The 15,366-nt window shown below is 65.0% G+C and carries 11 protein-coding genes and 1 rRNA gene; 6 read left to right on the top strand and 6 right to left on the bottom strand.

The genetic code is table 11. The features are described 5' to 3' along the window. Window positions 1-423 precede the first annotated feature (423 nt). Both OG782_RS16770 and OG782_RS16765 read left to right on the top strand, forming a co-directional pair. Window positions 424-2,475, top strand: coding sequence for a hypothetical protein (locus tag OG782_RS16770; RefSeq protein ID WP_406451735.1), 2,052 nt, complete (start codon window positions 424-426; stop codon window positions 2,473-2,475). A gap of 292 nt (window positions 2,476-2,767) precedes the next feature. Further along, a complete protein-coding gene (locus OG782_RS16765) occupies window positions 2,768-3,202 on the top strand; it encodes a WhiB family transcriptional regulator (RefSeq protein WP_406451733.1) in 435 nt (144 codons plus the stop codon). Between the two features lie 457 nt (window positions 3,203-3,659). Here OG782_RS16765 and OG782_RS16760 read toward each other — a convergent pair whose 3' ends face one another. Continuing rightward, window positions 3,660-5,711 (bottom strand): ATP-binding protein, encoded by a 2,052-nt coding sequence (locus OG782_RS16760; protein ID WP_406451731.1) that lies wholly within the window; start codon window positions 5,709-5,711, stop codon window positions 3,660-3,662. 372 nt (window positions 5,712-6,083) lie between these two features. On the opposite strand from OG782_RS16760, the gene rrf reads away from it, so the two are divergent. Then, a 5S ribosomal RNA gene (rrf, locus tag OG782_RS16755) occupies window positions 6,084-6,200 on the top strand. 45 nt (window positions 6,201-6,245) lie between these two features. Here the strand turns inward: rrf and OG782_RS16750 are convergent. Beyond that, window positions 6,246-7,244: a BsuBI/PstI family type II restriction endonuclease gene (locus OG782_RS16750; RefSeq protein WP_402144912.1), complete on the bottom strand. Its 999-nt coding sequence runs from the start codon at window positions 7,242-7,244 to the stop codon at window positions 6,246-6,248. Window positions 7,245-7,603: 359 nt separating this feature from the next. Here OG782_RS16750 and OG782_RS16745 point away from each other — a divergent pair, with 359 nt between their 5' ends. Further along, entirely contained in the window at window positions 7,604-9,064 is a 1,461-nt protein-coding gene (locus OG782_RS16745; protein ID WP_402144909.1) for an Eco57I restriction-modification methylase domain-containing protein, read from the top strand. After that, the gene (locus OG782_RS16740) at window positions 9,061-10,017 is read left to right on the top strand and encodes a BsuBI/PstI family type II restriction endonuclease (protein ID WP_406451728.1); all 957 of its coding nucleotides are present in this window, start codon (window positions 9,061-9,063) and stop codon (window positions 10,015-10,017) included. Before OG782_RS16745 ends, OG782_RS16740 begins: the two co-directional genes overlap by 4 nt. An 805-nt stretch (window positions 10,018-10,822) precedes the next feature. On the opposite strand, the gene OG782_RS16735 is transcribed toward OG782_RS16740, so the two are convergent. After that, a complete protein-coding gene (locus OG782_RS16735) occupies window positions 10,823-11,440 on the bottom strand; it encodes a hypothetical protein (protein WP_406451727.1) in 618 nt (205 codons plus the stop codon). After that, window positions 11,437-11,895, bottom strand: coding sequence for a hypothetical protein (locus OG782_RS16730; RefSeq protein WP_406451725.1), 459 nt, complete (start codon window positions 11,893-11,895; stop codon window positions 11,437-11,439). Before OG782_RS16730 ends, OG782_RS16735 begins: the two co-directional genes overlap by 4 nt. A 484-nt stretch (window positions 11,896-12,379) precedes the next feature. Here OG782_RS16730 and gltX point away from each other — a divergent pair, with 484 nt between their 5' ends. Next, the gene (gltX, locus tag OG782_RS16725) at window positions 12,380-13,753 is read left to right on the top strand and encodes a glutamate--tRNA ligase (protein WP_406459113.1); all 1,374 of its coding nucleotides are present in this window, start codon (window positions 12,380-12,382) and stop codon (window positions 13,751-13,753) included. A gap of 10 nt (window positions 13,754-13,763) precedes the next feature. On the opposite strand, the gene OG782_RS16720 is transcribed toward gltX, so the two are convergent. Further along, on the bottom strand, window positions 13,764-14,753 hold the full coding sequence (locus OG782_RS16720; protein WP_406451723.1) for a glycosyltransferase: 990 nt from the start codon (window positions 14,751-14,753) through the stop codon (window positions 13,764-13,766). Next, complete coding sequence (locus OG782_RS16715) at window positions 14,750-15,364, bottom strand: HD domain-containing protein (protein WP_406451721.1); 615 nt, start codon at window positions 15,362-15,364, stop codon at window positions 14,750-14,752. Before OG782_RS16715 ends, OG782_RS16720 begins: the two co-directional genes overlap by 4 nt. Between the last annotated feature and the right edge of the window lie 2 nt (window positions 15,365-15,366).

Below are 15,366 nucleotides of genomic sequence, written 5' to 3'. Positions count from 1 at the left end.
GCCACGATCCAGCTGGCAAGGGCTGACCCCGTAGATCGATCGGCTTCACGTACACACCGCGTGAGACACCGTCTCAGGGACAGCTGGCGGGTGGGCGCGAGGCGGACCGCCATGTTCCGGGAGCGCGCTGCCTAGCACAACTGTGCGGCCAACAGGTGTGGAATCAAAGGATAGTGAGGGGTTGTCACCCCTGCTGCTAGCGTTTTTCTAGCAGTCACATCAGCAGACTCAAGCTCCTCACCTTCGCCATGTTGGCGGTGGGCGGCAACGCCGGCAGCAGAAGCCGGTACGTCTCGGAAGTGCGGTCGAGCGTGCTGATGCCGTCTCGGACACATCGGGTCTTGCCCGGGCGAGCCGAGGGGGAGAACGGGCAAAGCGTGACCGATCTCCTTGGACGACCACGGCGTCCAGGTACGTGCCTGGATGGACACCGGGACGAAGATCGGAGAACACCTGATGGAGCCGTCATCCGGCGCGGGCGAGACCGTGCTGCCCCGCCCCGTCGAAGCGCTGCCACTACCTGCATTGGCGACCGCGACACGGAAGCTCGCCGACAAACTCATCGAACACTTCAGCATGGGCGAGCCCGCCGCATTGGCCCTCGCACAGGCTGTCGTCGACCCATCTGCCGCCCGGCGGGCGGCAGAGTCCCCGGAGCGGCTGCGGGTGCCCGGCGGCGTGATCCTGGCCATCCGGGCGGACGTGTGGGCGCGCTACATCATCCCAGACCCGCGAAATCCGCGGATCGGTCCGTCGCGCCGGCACCCGGCCTCGAACCTGATCGGCACTGGTGAGAGCACGCGCTTCCGTCCGTTGGCCGAGCCGATCGCGGCGTCAGGGAGTCGCCCGGAACTCGTGCAGAGGCTCGGGAATCAGGAACACCTCGCGTGGGCAGCGCAACTGTCCAAGGAGTACGTGCTTGACCACAACGACTGGCGCGAATCCCTCCGGCACCAGGGAGTGATGACAGAGGTCTGGCTGGCCGCGACGGCCTTTCAACACGAGGACAGCACACCCGGGGTAACGGTTCCGGTCACGGTAGAAGGGTCGAGTCGCGTGACGTGCGCCCACGATCTGCTCGACCTTAGGTCCGCCGACGTTCCCTACCTGCGCGACACGGTGAAACTGCGCTCCCACATCCGCAAGCTCAACGAGGCAATCACGACTGCGGGCGACCCGGCGCAAGTTGATCCCGAGATGGCGATCACCGTGCGCTGCGAACGGCTTCCGGCGCTGATGCTCGTCGGTTTCGAGCCTCATGACGGCACCACTTCTGACTTCGGCGTTGCCGTCAAGTCGTTGGTCGCGCTCCGGCACGTCGACTCCCCCAAACCGTGGGGTGAAGCCGCGGAGAACGAGGCTCTCGCCGACGCCGTGGTGGACGAGATCGAGCGGCGAAAACTGATCACTCCCGCCAAGGCGGACTGGCTACGTGGTGCTCTCAACCCCGACCAGGCGAAGGCCGCTGGATTCAACGACGATCCGTCCGTCCGGGCGGCAGCAATCGTCCGGCTCTTCGCCGAGCGTGATCAGCCGATCCACGCCGCTGTGCGGGTCGCCATCACCGGACAGAGCACCCGCAAGAACATCACCACCAAGCTGCTGCTCGACGTAGCTTCCTCTCTGGTAATGCGTTCGGTTTCGGAAGAGGACTCCCGTAGGCGGGAACGGATGCGGAAGTACCTGAAGGCGGCGTTCCCGGGTGAGCTGGCCAAGGACTGGGAGGCCACGTTGCGTGGGACGGAGGAGCTGGCTCAAGCCGCGCTTGAGGAGGTGGATAAGGGGGAGCCAGGCGTGGCGACCCGGGAACTCGCGGCCCGCAGCGCCTATCCCCTGGTGATCAACGGCCAGCTCACGGGTGACCGTGGCACGAACAACAACGATCAACCCGATCGTCGGCACCCAGGCGAGGTCATCGACCGCATGCGCAGCACCCAGCACGGCGTGCACCAGCTGAAGCAGACGCTCCTCGACGCTGGGGCGGGTCGCAGGGGCCGCAAGGTGGACGAGACAGGACGGGTCACTCAGAACGACGACGGTCGCGACATCCTCGTCACCGACGCGAGCCTCCGCCGCACCTTCCCACCAGCTGGCGAGGGTCCTTCGGCCACACCGGCTCCTCGGAACGCAGCTGAGATTCTCGGGAATGCCCTGCATGACCTAGCCACTTCGATCCAGGCGATCGAGGGTGCGGTCAAGGTCGTGGAGGCGGTCAGGGCCGACGACGGGACCCGTGTTATCGATTCGCTAGGCGCCGACCGAGCCGACTGCGATGCGTGGCGGAACGTCCTGCAGGACGTCCTATTCAAGCTGCCAGTCTGGCAACAGCGGAGTGTCCAGCGACACGGGATTGTTGCCGAGGACCCATACGACCTCGATGCGGACCGTGACGACGAGGAAGGTGAGGAACCGGACAACGAGTTCGGCGGTCAGCCGACTGGCGAAGACACCCCTCCTCAGGGCGAGGCCGTTTGAATCGCTCGTGCCTCCGGGTTCTCCGGGCGGGCATAGAAACCCGGCCGCGCGCCGGGTAACGCGACGCGGATAGACAGTGAGGCCCACCCACCGACCAGGGCGAGGGCGGCAACGCCGGCTTCCCGGGCTTGTGCTCGGGAAGCCGGTACACCTCGGGGCCGAACCGCGATCCGCCGCCGCTTGCCGTCACACCGGGCGTGACCCGGAAGACATCAAGTGGGTGCGCCGGGCAGTCCCCAGCTCACCCAGCTATTTGCTGTGGACCAGACATGGCCACGAGCTGGAGCACTCGATGGACAGCCTGCACTTTCTCGCCGACCGCGGACAGGAACTTCGCGATCTGATTCACTCGCCTGAGAACCGGGACGCGGTCCGTGCGGCATGCACGGACGTGGACGTGAGTCTCTACCATCCGGAGGATGGAGAGCGACCCGCCGATGGGCTCTTGGCAGTATGCGTCGGCTGCGAGGGCCGCTTGGAGTGCCTAGCCCTGGCGTTGCGGGCGGAGGACCCGGAAGTCCGTCACGGTTGGTACGGCGGCCTCGGCCCGGCAGACCGCGACCGCATCGCGGCAGTAGTCCGGCTTGACGCGGTGGCAACGCCTCTGTCGGACAAGGCTTTTGCGGCCATCCGCCTGGGCCAAAACGGATGGCGGATCAACGACATCGCACAAGAGCTTGGTTGCTCCAGACGAACTGTGCAGCGCTACCTCCGTTCCGTGCGTTGACACCAAGGTGCACTGCTGTATGCGCAGGTGGTGCTCGCCGGGCTGCCGAGATCGACTCAGAGAGGACACCGCGTCCGCGTCGAACTTCACTGTTGGGTTGGCGGGAATTGACCCACGACCTGTTCGTCCCGAATGAGTACGTTCGGGCCTTCCACCTCGGGCAAGGGCATTTACGCAGGTCACGCTAACGGGTATCGGTAGGTGCAGGGCTGTGCCAGCGGGTCTTGGGGAGCCGATCGGCTCCCAGCTGGATCCCAACAGAGACGTTCGCTCAGCTGCGGCTGGCCACGTTGGGGACCTGCTGCGAAGGGCCCCACTGCTGTCGGTCAGCGCTAGCACGTTCGTGAATGACGTTGCTCCTGGTCAGCGTGCCGGCTTCGACCGGTCCTGGCTCCGGAGGAGATCCGGGAGCTGCCTCTGCCCAAGGGCTCCTAGCAGCCGAGGTTGTCCGAACTGCCTACTCGGCAGTGGTCCGCAGCGGCAGACGGATGCGGAAGGAGGCGCCTCCGAGCTCTCCATAGGCATCTGCTGAGAAGCCAGCCTCGTCAACACCAGGCCGCGTTCCGCACATGTCAGCCACTGCATCTCGGATAACTGTCAGCCCGAGGCCAGCGCCCCTGGACTTTGCGCCACTCACGCCCGGACGCCACATCTGCGCGATGTCGACGTCAACGATTCCGGGGCCCGAATCCGAGAAGTCAACCACTGCGTGGGCGTCATCTATCCGAGTACGAACCAGTACTGAGGGATCCCCCAAATGGTCACCGGCACCTGCCAATGAGCTCATGGCGTTGACGGCCAGGTTGAATACGATCGCCTCCAGGTCCGACACCGCACCCGCTACGCGGATCGGGTCGCCACAGAGCTCTTCGCTCAGGGCGATGCCACGCCGCTCTAGGTAAGGCCGCACCACACCCAAGGCGTTCCCGATTACCTCGTTCAGGTCCAGGACCGCAACTCGACAACCTTCTGCTTGGGTAGCTTGGGTCGCGATTACTGGAAGCTCGCTTGCCCTAGCGGCCTGGCCGGCCTCACCGACGGCTGCTGCCTCATACGCGAAGGCGCTAGCAAGAATCCCGGTTGTTGCAAGCGCTCGGTAGAGAAGACGCTCCTTTGGCACCAGAGGCAAGCTGGCCTCATGGCGCTGGGCAGGCAGGCTGGGCGCCAAGGTCGGCAGTTCCGGTTGGGCCACAAGCTCGATTACCTGACCGTCGCCTGTGGGGTCGGGGTCTTCGGGCACGTTGGTACGTTCAACGGCAGGGCCGGGCTCAATCGGCCGAGTTGGCGCAGGATTTACCAGCCGCTCGCCGTCACGAATCCGCTTCCGTTCCCTCGCCGCCCAGTCTGTGGCGCTTCGGGCAAAATTCCGAAGTTCGATGAACGCGGCGTTCTCCTGGAACCCCATCCGGTCGGTCTTGGGGATGAGCAATGCATCGGGGTCCTCGACCGATACCCGCCCGATGCTTGTGTTTGTCGAAGGGCGTAGTTCCGGACTCCGTGCTCGGAGGAGGTTCAAGCTGAGCCAATCGAATCCCTCGTCCCCATAAGGGTGCACACGCAACCCCCGGTGGAAGAGGTGAACGCCCCCGACGACGCGCAGCCAAGGGCGTAGATCAGCAAATCTGCGCTTCGACTCGCGCAGCTCGAACGAACGCTTGTTCAGGAGGAACATCCACAGTTCGAAGGATGCTGCTGGAGCCTGATATTGGAGAGGGGACTGCAAGCGCCCGCCACGGCCATCCGGCGCCACATCGATGTGATCGCCGCGCGTGATTACCTGTCCTCTCCAGTCGTAGAGGACTGTGCTCGCATAGCCCTGTTCATCAAGATGAGCTTCAAGTTTGTACTCGTACTCATCGAAGAAGCTGCGGTTCACCGCGTCAGATACCTGCTCAAACTGCGGGGCGATCAGCGTCGCGGTGAATCCGGTTTCCTCGTCGTGGAAGAAGCCCGTGAGTAGTCGCATGGCCCGCGCCAGACGCTCCATCTGCTCCTTGTCGAAGCCGTGCCTCAAGCGGTGGACAGTCAACGAGGTACCGGGGTTCTTCACGGTTGTCCGGCTGACAACCGTGAGCTCGACCTCCTCGACCGAGCGAACCGTGTCGTAGTCAGCCCAGTCGATGACGAGTGTGTGCTCCACGCCGGGCTCGCTTCGCGGGCGCGACACCAGCTCTACCCGCCGCCCCAGTCGCAGCGCAGCCAGTCGGCCCAGGCCCTTCTCTCCGATCCGACGGCGGCTGGTCTTGCTATCCGGGGTCCCTGGCTTCGAGGATCTTCCGATTAGAAGGAACCCCTCGCGGATCTCCTCAGCCGTCATGCCGTCACCGTCGTCTTCGACGACAAGGGTGCCGCCGGGCTGGGTGGCGTTGTGGAGCTGGACGATGCTCTTCGTCGCATCCGCGTCGTATGCGTTGCGGACCAGCTCGATCACCCCCAGGTCTGGATGGGGGATTAGCTCCTCACCCAGGCGAATTAGGATTTCCGGGGCAAAGCGCAGATGAGTGCTCAAGTTTCCTCCTTCGGGCCAAATCCGCCTGCGTCACAAGATCTCTGGAGATCTGCCAGCGTAGCTACGTGCAGGGGCGGCGTATGGCCAGTGGCTGGATGATGGCCTTCGTGGGGGGCAATCTTGGCTGGTTCGCGCCTGCGCCTGCGCCGGCGACTGTGACCTGGTCTGGGCGCCCTGACGTGGCGCCCAGTGGCTGGTATAGATGCCGGCCGGGATCAGTCGACGGCTCGTGGCTCGGAGCCGGCTGCCACGGAAAGACTCGTGCGCCCTGCGATATGCAGCGGACCCCCCCAGCCGAGTGGAATCGGCCGAACGGTGAGCTGTATACTGATCCTCGAAAAGCGCTTCTCTACTAGGGGGAGCTCATCAGTTTTCGGTGACCATTGCGGTGGGGAAACGCCCGGCAACATTCCGAACCCGGAAGCTAAGCCTGTCAGCGCCGATGGTACTGCGAGGGGGACCTCGTGGGAGAGTAGGTCGTCGCCGATATCTTATTTGAGGGCCGCCCGCCTTGTGGGGGCGGCCCTCAACTGCTTACTCGGCTTTATCGTATGGGCCGAGGAAGCGTTCGCCATTGAAATGCACCATGTGTGTTTCTTCCTCCGCGATCCAGACTTCAGTCTCCCAGGCGATATCAGCCATGAATTGGCGGAACTTCCCTCTGGTTAGGAACGCTGTCACGAAGACCAGGCCAGGACGGGCGCCTGCGAAGAGCTCCTTGAGGTGTGAGATCCGCTGATTGTCGACTGGTCCGGTGGAGGTGACTGCCTCTACGAGGACTAGCCAGTCCTTATCGGTGAAGTGGATGACCACGTCAGGCATCTTGCCGTGGGGGTCCACCGCGACTCCCAGCTCAGCCAGGTACTCCGGCTCGTTCACGATCCATTTGGAGCCGGTGTCACCCAGATAGACCACAGTGCCCTTGGGTGTGAACTGTGATCCGAAGCGCTCGACGACCGCTTTGATAAGTTCACTATGTGCCCCGGGGCTCAGGTTGGCCGTGTCGACTTTGCCTCCATCGGGCAGTGTGACGGGCACCCTGTGAACCTGCCTCTCGGCGGCGTTCACTTCGATCAGCTTCGGCTGCTCCGCGTGGAACTCTCTCAGGCGCTCATCCCATGTCGCTGATTCAAAAGCTGCTATGGCCTTTATGGCAATATCGCTAGGGTGGTATCGGTTGTTTTGGTCGTTGGTGGCTCGGTTTGGTGAGTCAGAGTTCTTGACGAGGATTCCGGCGCGCATCAGCGGGTATACGGATTTCTTGCGGACGGACTCGCGACTGTTCGGCGCGTACCTGTCCTCGCCATTCCTCCCCTTGGGGATGTCCGGATAATTTTCGGCCATCCAATCCATGCATGGGGTCACTCCGAGAGTGTGGGGAATAACCTCATCCCAACTTTGTGTCGGTCGGAGATTAAGCATCGCAAGCAATACGAGTGCGGTCCGCTTTCCCTGCTGCTCTTTCGGCATCCCTATTGCGGCAAGAATCCTCCTCGCCTCGTCGAGCTTCTTCTCCTGCTGTTCTTTCGTCACCCGTCAGCCCCCGCCAGTCGTCTCGGTACGTTGAGTGAGGGTTAGGCTACAAGTCGGCTAGGTGGGTACCGGCGGTCACCCAGGGCGGTCGTGGCGGGGGCGAGAGCTGCGTCCCCGTCCGCGCCGCCCGGCTCGCCGGCGAAGGCCAGTTAAGAGGTGCCCCCAGCCTGACTGCGAGCGGCCAGGTGTTCGTAATCCGCAGCGCCCATGCGTTACGACATGGCTTCGCAGCGATGAATCCGGGGACGCCCTGCGCTCTCTCGCCTTCAGCGCCTGCCTCAAACGTTGCCACGAGGTGCGGATCTGGTAGGTATCTCCACCAACAACTCCACGGGGGTCTCCGTGAGAGGATCGCGGACGTGAAATTGATCGAGAGCACCGAGGCACGACGGGTGGAGGCGCTCAGTGTCCTTGCGCCTGATTCCCAGGCCGCCCTGGGGCAGTACTTCACTCCTGCACCAGCCGCCAACCTGATCGCCTCGATGCCTCGCCTAGACGTGCTGAGCAAAACCGTACGCGTTCTGGACCCCGGCGCTGGGGCCGGCTCGCTGACCGCCGCACTGGTGACCCGACTGCACGAAGAGCGCCCTGACCTGCACGTACACGTCGTTGCTGTGGAGATCGACCCTCAAGTCATTCCCTACCTGCGGGCCACGCTCGAGGAATGCAAGGCAACCTACGGCACCACGTTCGACCTCGTGCAGGGCGACTACCTAACCGACGATGACGCACTCATCGACGGGCCGTTTGACCTGGTCGTCGCCAACCCACCCTATGGAAAGCTCGCCGCAGGCAGCCTGCATCGGACGCGCACTGCGCACCACCTGGTCGATACCAGCAACATCTACACGGCCTTCTGGGCCAGGGCCGCAGCCGCCCTCGCCCCCGGCGGCCAGATCTCGATCATCGTGCCCCGCTCCTGGGCCAACGGCACCTACCACCGCGCCTTTCGTGAGTGGATGCTCGATCGCACCAGCCTCGACCTCCTACACGTCTTCGAGAGCCGTAACACAGTCTTCGCCGACACCGGCGTCCTCCAGGAAAACGTCATCGTGGTCGGCACACGGGGTGACCAGCAGCCTCAGGTCGTCCTTTCGGCGTCGATCGCGCACGATGACGCTCCGCTGCGCCGCACCATCCCGTTCGACGCCGTGGTCCTGCCCGGTGACCGCGAGCGGTTCGTCCGTTTCGATGACTCCGCTGTTGTGCCGCCGGCTGTCGCGTTCACCTTGGCTGACCTGGGCTTGGGTGTCAGCACGGGCAAGGTCGTTGACTTCCGCAACCGCGAACACTTGACCGAAGACCTCGGCGCCGACGGTGTCGTGCCGATGGTCTACCAGGCCAACGTACGCAGCGGAGCGATCGAGTGGCCACTGCGCACTGCGAAGAAGCCGCAGGGCTTCTCCCCTAGCACCGAGGCCGCGCGCAAACTACTTCTCCCCGAAGGGCACTACGTCGTCATCAAGCGTTTCTCCGCGAAGGAGGAGAAGCGGCGCGTGGTCGCGGGCGTCTGGAAGCATGACGGCCCGATTGCCCTGGACAATAAGACCAACTATCTGCACGAGAAGAAGGGGCCTATCGAGCCTCAGCTTGCGCACGGATTGATGCTCTGGCTGAACTCCTCGACACTCGACGCGATCTTTCGCACCTTCTCCGGGCACACCCAGGTCAACGCCGGGGACGTCAAGACGCTCCCCTTCCCCTCCCGTGACGACTTGGTGCGCCTGGCGCAGAGCGCACCGGAATGGCTCCCGGAGCAGTCGAAGCTTGACGCCCTCGTGGCTGACTTGTTCCCCGCTGTCGTAGGCTCCGCAGAGTGACCAGCACTTTACGAGCATCCGTCGACAACGCCAGCGCCCTCCTGGAAGCCTTCCGCTTCGACAAGGTTCGCTGCAATGACAGGTCCGCCCTGACAGCCCTTGCGCTGCTCGGCCTGGAGCCCGACGACCCGTGGGATATGGCGACCAACCCGCGCCTCGGCGTCACAGAAGTCATGGGCGTCATCGCGAACAAGTGGGGCAAGGGGTACGCCCCGAACTCGCGCGAGACCTTTCGCAAGCAGACGCTCCACCAGTTCGTCGACGCGGGTTTCGCTGAGCACAACTCCGATGCTCCCGAAGGGCGCGCGGTCAACTCCTCAAAGAACAACTATCGGATCGCTCCGGCTGCTCTGTCGGTAGTGCGTCTCTTCGGCACCCCGGGGTTCCAGGACGCCCTCGACGCCTGGATAGTCGAAGCTCCCACCCAGCAGGCTGCTTACAAGGCCACCCGCGAAATGCAGATGCTCCCGGTCACCCTGCCCGATGGGTCTCCGTTCCGCCTCTCTCCCGGTGGCCAGAACCCCCTGATCCGGGACATGGTCGAGGAGTTTTGCCCTCGCTTCGCCCCTGGCGGGCAGGTGCTCTACCTGGGGGACGCCAAGGATCACCGCTACGACATCCGCAAAGACGATGTCCTCGCTCGTCTCGGACTGACCTTCGACGAGCACGGCAAGAACCCGGACCTCGTGGTGTACGACGAGCAGCGCGGTTGGCTCTTCCTGATGGAGGCCGTCACTTCTCACGGACCGATCGACTTCGGACGGCGTCAGCACCTGAAGAACCTCTTCGCGACGGACAAGGCAGGGCTGGTGTTCGTGAACTGCTTCCCGGACCGCGCCACGATGCGCAAGTGGCTGGCCGACCTCGCATGGGAGACCGAAGCGTGGGTGGCGGACGCGCCTGATCACCTGATCCACCTGAACGGCTCGCGGTTCCTCGGCCCCTACGAGTGAGCCTTTTCAGCTCGCGCTCTGATTCGGTGAACCCCAGGTCGCGGTCGTCACAAGTCCGGTGTAACCCGGAGACAATGTTGCGGTCAGCGGTGCACGCAGCTTCTCCTTTTGCAGAGTCTCGGCGAGCCAGCGGACGTGACTGCCGACCCGCGCTCTAGCCGGCCCGAAGTGCACAGGCGTGTCGTTCAGTAGCGGCGCAGAGCGTGGTCGACCTTTTTAGCGGCAGTGAGACGCTTTCCTGAAGGCGTCGTCGAGCTTTCCCCGCCCGTGGACCGCCCTGGGATTGGGCCACTCTGTCCCTCCTCGCCAAACACAGTGGCGGATCACTAAAGTTGTTCTCAGGGTGATCGCCTCACCTGGGAAAATTGCACCTCTCCTGTAGGCTTCGGCCCACACGATCTTGCGCGTCTTCTCGGAGACATCCATGCGCGGAACCTTGCCGGAGCGTCCAGGTCGGGCGTATGAGAACGAGGTCGGTTGCGGTGCGGAGGCAGTCGTCGCCGCCTGATTGCGCCAACTGCAACTCTCGATGTCGAAGGGCCCCACCACGAACGGTGGGGCCCTTCGACATTGTGCCCCGCGGAGGATACGAGATTCGAACTCGTGAGGGGTCACCCGCAACACGCTTCTCAAATGCTCGCCCGGAGGCTCGGCGAGGTGCGGGAACCTCCTGACCTGCGGAGCAGCAGAGGTACATAGGGCTCGTGAACGGTGCCGTACGTTGGTGAACGCAGCCAAAACTGCAACCACGGAGCCGCCTTTTGCGGCACGGATGCTGCCGGCTCGTGTTTGCTCGTCGATCGTGTCAAGCCGCAGTGGCGGGAGCGTCGACTGGCGTCTCTTCGGGTCGGTACTGATCGAGCAGGCGCAGCAACTCGTCGTAGACGCTGTCCGGGTCGTCAGTCTCAAGGATCAGCATGGCCACCACGTCGAGAGCATGATCAATTTTGCCCTCGGAGTCCTTCTTGGCCTGTTCGAGCATTTTCAGCTGGCGGGCCGCCTCAGGTCGGGCGTCCGCGAAGGCGGTGGGCAGCCTGGCGAGTGCGTCGAGCAGATCCCATTTCTTCGGGATGAAGTACGTCGCCCGCATGGGGTCCTGGTTGACGACCCTCACGACGGGCTTCGTGATTCGCGGCCCTCGGGTGATCTCTACGCCCAGAAGGAGCTTCGAGGCAGCGTGGTACAGGTTCGTCAGAGCGGGATCGTGGCCTTCGAGGACCACCTCAGAGACACTGACGCCCTCGGAGGAGAGAAGCGCACGAGTGAGCACGGCTGCTGTGCCTACGTCGGCGCGCTTGGGGTCGTAGGTGGTGATGAAGCGGTCACCGTCACGACGTAGCAGAAAGGGTTTCGCTTGCCCGGTGTCTCCTCGGTAGATGTGGACCGAGGTAGCGGAAAGGCGTTCGCGGGTCAGGAGCGTCATCCCAGAATCTCCGCTCGTTGCCAGACCCGCCCGAGGGCGTCACGGTGGTGGTCGCTGTGGCCGTGCTGGTGGGTGCACGGCAGACGGTCGTACCATGTGTTGTCGGTGTCCGGCTGGCCGTCCGCCCGGTCACCTGTCAGTGCATCGCGGCCCGGGCGTCGCTCCAGACACTCGGACCCAACGATGCTGTTCAGGGCACCGCGCAGCGGGCTGGGTTCGACGTTGCTGTGTCGGCTGGCGATCTCTGCCATGTGCTTGGGGGTGAGCTGCAGGGCCAACTCGATCGCGGCCTGCGGGTCGTCAGCCCCCAGGCAGGCGGCTGCCAGGTCGTTGGCCACCTTCGCGATGACCACTTTCCCTATCGGCGTCACCTGGCCGTCCCTGACGACGAGGGCGCGTGGCGGGAGCGCGTCGAGGTCGATATCGGCGCTGGATATGCGTGTTCCTTGTGGCACCGTCGTGACTTCTTCCGGGGCTATGAAGGGGGTAATCGTTCTTCTCCTCGGTCGGCGGCGGAAACCCAGGGCCGGCTCCAGGCCGGCGCTGGCTGTCCTGTCTTCCTAGCGGCCCGCCGAGAAATAGGGCCAGGTATTTCCACCCGTTCGAGAGACATGGGCCCAAGGGCACCACACGGCAGTGCGATTTGTGGCACCCTTGGCTGGCGATTGCCTGGCCGGTTTCCGCTGGCCTACTTCGCTCAATCCAGTGTCGGGAAACGTAGTTCAGGTTGTCGCTTGGCGCGCTGAACGGCTAGCGACAAGGGGACCGGTGGCACACCGGGGGCGGTGGAAGCAGACGTACGAGTAGAAGGCGAGGGCGGCCGGAAAACGAATGCGCGGGTGTAGGCGCAGTGGTCCGGGGCGCGCGTCCGGCGTCGGTATCCTGGAGCGCATGTCTACTGCCCCGGTTCGCGTTCGTTTCGCCCCGTCTCCGACCGGCATGTTCCATGTCGGCGGGGCGCGGTCCGCTCTCTACAACTGGGCCGTGGCACGACAGTCCGGCGGCACGTTCGTCCTGCGCATCGAGGACACCGACGCGGCCCGGAACAAGCCGGAGTGGATCGACGGCATCATCAACGCGCTCGCGGCGATCGGTATTCATGGCGAGGATGCGGCCTTCGAGGGGCCGTACTTCCAGTCGCACAACGCGGCCCGGCACAGCGAGGCCGCCCAGCAGCTGTACGCGGCGGGCAAGGCGTACTACTGCGACTGCACCCGAGAGCAGCTGAAGGAGCGCACCGGGTCGGAGCACCTCGGGTACGACGGGTTCTGCCGGGGCCGGGGGCTGGCCTTCGAGGCGGGGCGGGCGCTGCGGTTCCAGACGCCGGATGAGGGCGAGACCGTCGTGGTCGACCTGATCCGCGGGGAGCCGGCGTTCCCGAACAGTGCGATCGAGGACTTCGTGATCGCCCGTGGTGACGGGTCTCCCGTCTTCTTGATCGCGAACGTGGTCGATGACCTGGACGAGGGGATTACTCAGGTCATCCGCGGCGAGGAGCACCTGTCGAACACGCCGAAGCAGCAGCTGCTGTGGGAGGCGCTCGGTGCCCAGCCGCCGGTGTGGGCGCACCTGCCGGTGATCGTGAACGAGAAGCGGCAGAAGCTGTCCAAGCGTCGCGACAAGGTCGCGCTGGAGGACTACCTCGCCGAGGGCTTCCTTCCCGAGGCGATGGTGAACTACCTGATGCTCCTCGGGTGGGGTCCCGGCGGTGACCGGGAGCTCATGCCGTACGAGGAGCTGGAGCAGCTCTTCCGAATTGAGGATGTCAACACTGCCCCGGCGTTCTTCGACGTGAAGAAGCTGACGGCGTTCAACGGCGACTACATCCGTGCCCTGGCGCCCGCGCAGTTCGCAGCCGCCTGCGCGCCGTGGCTCGTCGCCCCGTACGCGCCGTGGCAGCCGGAGGCGTTCGACCAGGCCGTCTTCGAGACGGTGGCACCCCTGGCCCAGACCCGGCTGGCGCTGCTGTCCGAGATCACCAACAACGTGGACTTCCTGTTCCTCGACTCGCCTGTCGAGGACGAGGCGTCGTGGAACAAGGCGATGAAGGCGGGCGCCGACGGCATCCTGGCCGATGTCCGCGCCGAGTTCGCCACCGTCGCGGACTGGGAAGCGGACGGCCTGAAGGCCCTCACGCTCGCCGTGGGAGAGAAGCACGGGCTGAAGCTGGGCAAGGCCCAGGCGCCCATCCGGGTCGCGGTCACCGGCCGAACGATCGGACTCCCGCTGTTCGAGTCCATGGAGCTGCTCGGCCGGGACCGCGTGCTGGCCCGTCTGGACGCCGCGGCCGAGAAGCTGGCCGCGCAGGCGTAAGCGGCCCCGGTCAGGCGACCTGCGTGAGAAGGTCGCCCCAGGCGTTTCCGAAGTAGTGCAGGTCGAACTGGGCCAGGGCCTCGTACGCGGCCTTGGCTTCGGTTCGGCGCGCCGTAGCGTGTTCCCGGACCTGCGTCGACAGACGGTCGAGGTCTGGCGCCGGCTGGCCGGTCAGGGCCGCGAGATCGCCGAGGCCCGCGACCGGTCGGATCAGGCAGGGCAGCCCGAGCAAAAGTGCCTCGGCTGCGCAGCGGCTCCAGCCCTCCCGCATCCGGGGCAGAAAGACGCCGACGTCGCATGCCCGCAGCAGCCGCAGGTATCGCTCGCGCTCCACGTCGTAGTGCGCACCGCCGAAGCCGATGGTGTTGCTGCCGCTGGTGATCACTTGAAGCCCGGGTGCGCCGGCCAGGGCCGCCGCGACCTCCGCGGTGCCCTTCCAGTGGACGGCCTTGCCCGCGTACACGCCGATCGTGTCCGCGGCCAGGTCGAATTCGGCGCGGCACTCGGCCCGGTCAAGGGCGCGTGCCCGTTCGATCTCGGTCATGTCGAAGGCGTTGTAGATCACCCGTACGTTGTGGACACCGCGGGACCGGAGGAAGTCAGCCCAGTACGGGGATACGCACACCACGGCCGCACACTGCGGCAGCACCCGGAACAACCGTTCCCAGAGCATGGCCTCCACGGGAGTGGAGTCGTGCTGCAACGGCTCGTAGTGGTGCAGGAGGAACACCGTGCGGGCCCGCATCTCCGGTGTGAAGAGCAGCAGGCTGAGGTCGTCCCACACGAAGGTGCCGGTGGCGGCGGAACTCAGCGCCCGGACGGTCGGGGCCAGTCGGGCGAGGTGGCGGATCTTCCGCCAGCGGCGGACGCGGTAGGTGCGCTTGTGGTCCGGAACCGTGCGCCACTCGACATCGCTGGCGGTCGCCTCGTGAAGCATCCGGAGGTAGACCCGGCCGCCGGTCCGACCAACCGGCTCCATCGAGTACACGATCCGTCTCACGGGCGTATCTCCTGTTGGTGGTGGATGTACTCGGCGTTGAGCAGCGTGTGCGCGGCTTCCAGGTGAGGGCTGAGGCAGCGTGCGGCGGCGGCCAGAGGGAGCTGGAAGTCTGTGAGGTTCTGTACGAACTTCCGCCGGCGTTCATGGTTCGGCGAGGCGGCCAGGTCGCGCAGGTTGTGGATGCGGTCGGCCAGCCGTACGAGGAGCTCCTCTGCGGGGAGGGCAGCTGTCTTCACGCGCCATCGGTTCTCGTCGCCCGGGACCTTGGGCCGGCGTTCGAGCCGATGGTCGGGCGTCATCGCGCGCAGCCGTTCAGCGAAGGCTGCCCCCAGCTGGTGGATGACGAGAGCCTCTGAGCTCGGTTCGACCTCCAGGGCGTCGTGCAGAAGGCCGAGGAGGAGAGTTTCGGGCTGTGTGACGCCGAGCTCGGACCGCAGAACCGTGACGACGGCGAGCGGATGCTGGACGTACGGGGTGCCCTGATCTCGGGTATGCCCGGCGTAGATCGCAATGGCCAGACCGGCAGCCACACGGGCGCGGGAACGGTCCCCGGCGGCCCATGTGCTGGTGGCGAGCGTGGTCAGGATGTGAGGCAGATTGGCAACGGCCATTT

The sequence above is a fragment of the Streptomyces sp. NBC_00876 genome, from assembly GCF_045207435.1.
Taxonomy (GTDB): domain Bacteria; phylum Actinomycetota; class Actinomycetes; order Streptomycetales; family Streptomycetaceae; genus Streptomyces.
The sequence above is the reverse complement of the archived record's forward strand: the minus strand, read 5'-3'. Positions and strand labels throughout refer to the sequence as shown.

Coding starts and splice junctions, on each gene's coding strand:
- OG782_RS16770 (WP_406451735.1), top strand. CDS start 424: ATGGACACCGGGACGAAGATCGGAGAACACCTGATGGAGCCGTCATCC.
- OG782_RS16765 (WP_406451733.1), top strand. CDS start 2,768: ATGGACAGCCTGCACTTTCTCGCCGACCGCGGACAGGAACTTCGCGAT.
- OG782_RS16735 (WP_406451727.1), bottom strand. CDS start 11,440: ATGACGCTCCTGACCCGCGAACGCCTTTCCGCTACCTCGGTCCACATC.
- gltX (WP_406459113.1), top strand. CDS start 12,380: ATGTTCCATGTCGGCGGGGCGCGGTCCGCTCTCTACAACTGGGCCGTG.
- OG782_RS16715 (WP_406451721.1), bottom strand. CDS start 15,364: ATGGCCGTTGCCAATCTGCCTCACATCCTGACCACGCTCGCCACCAGC.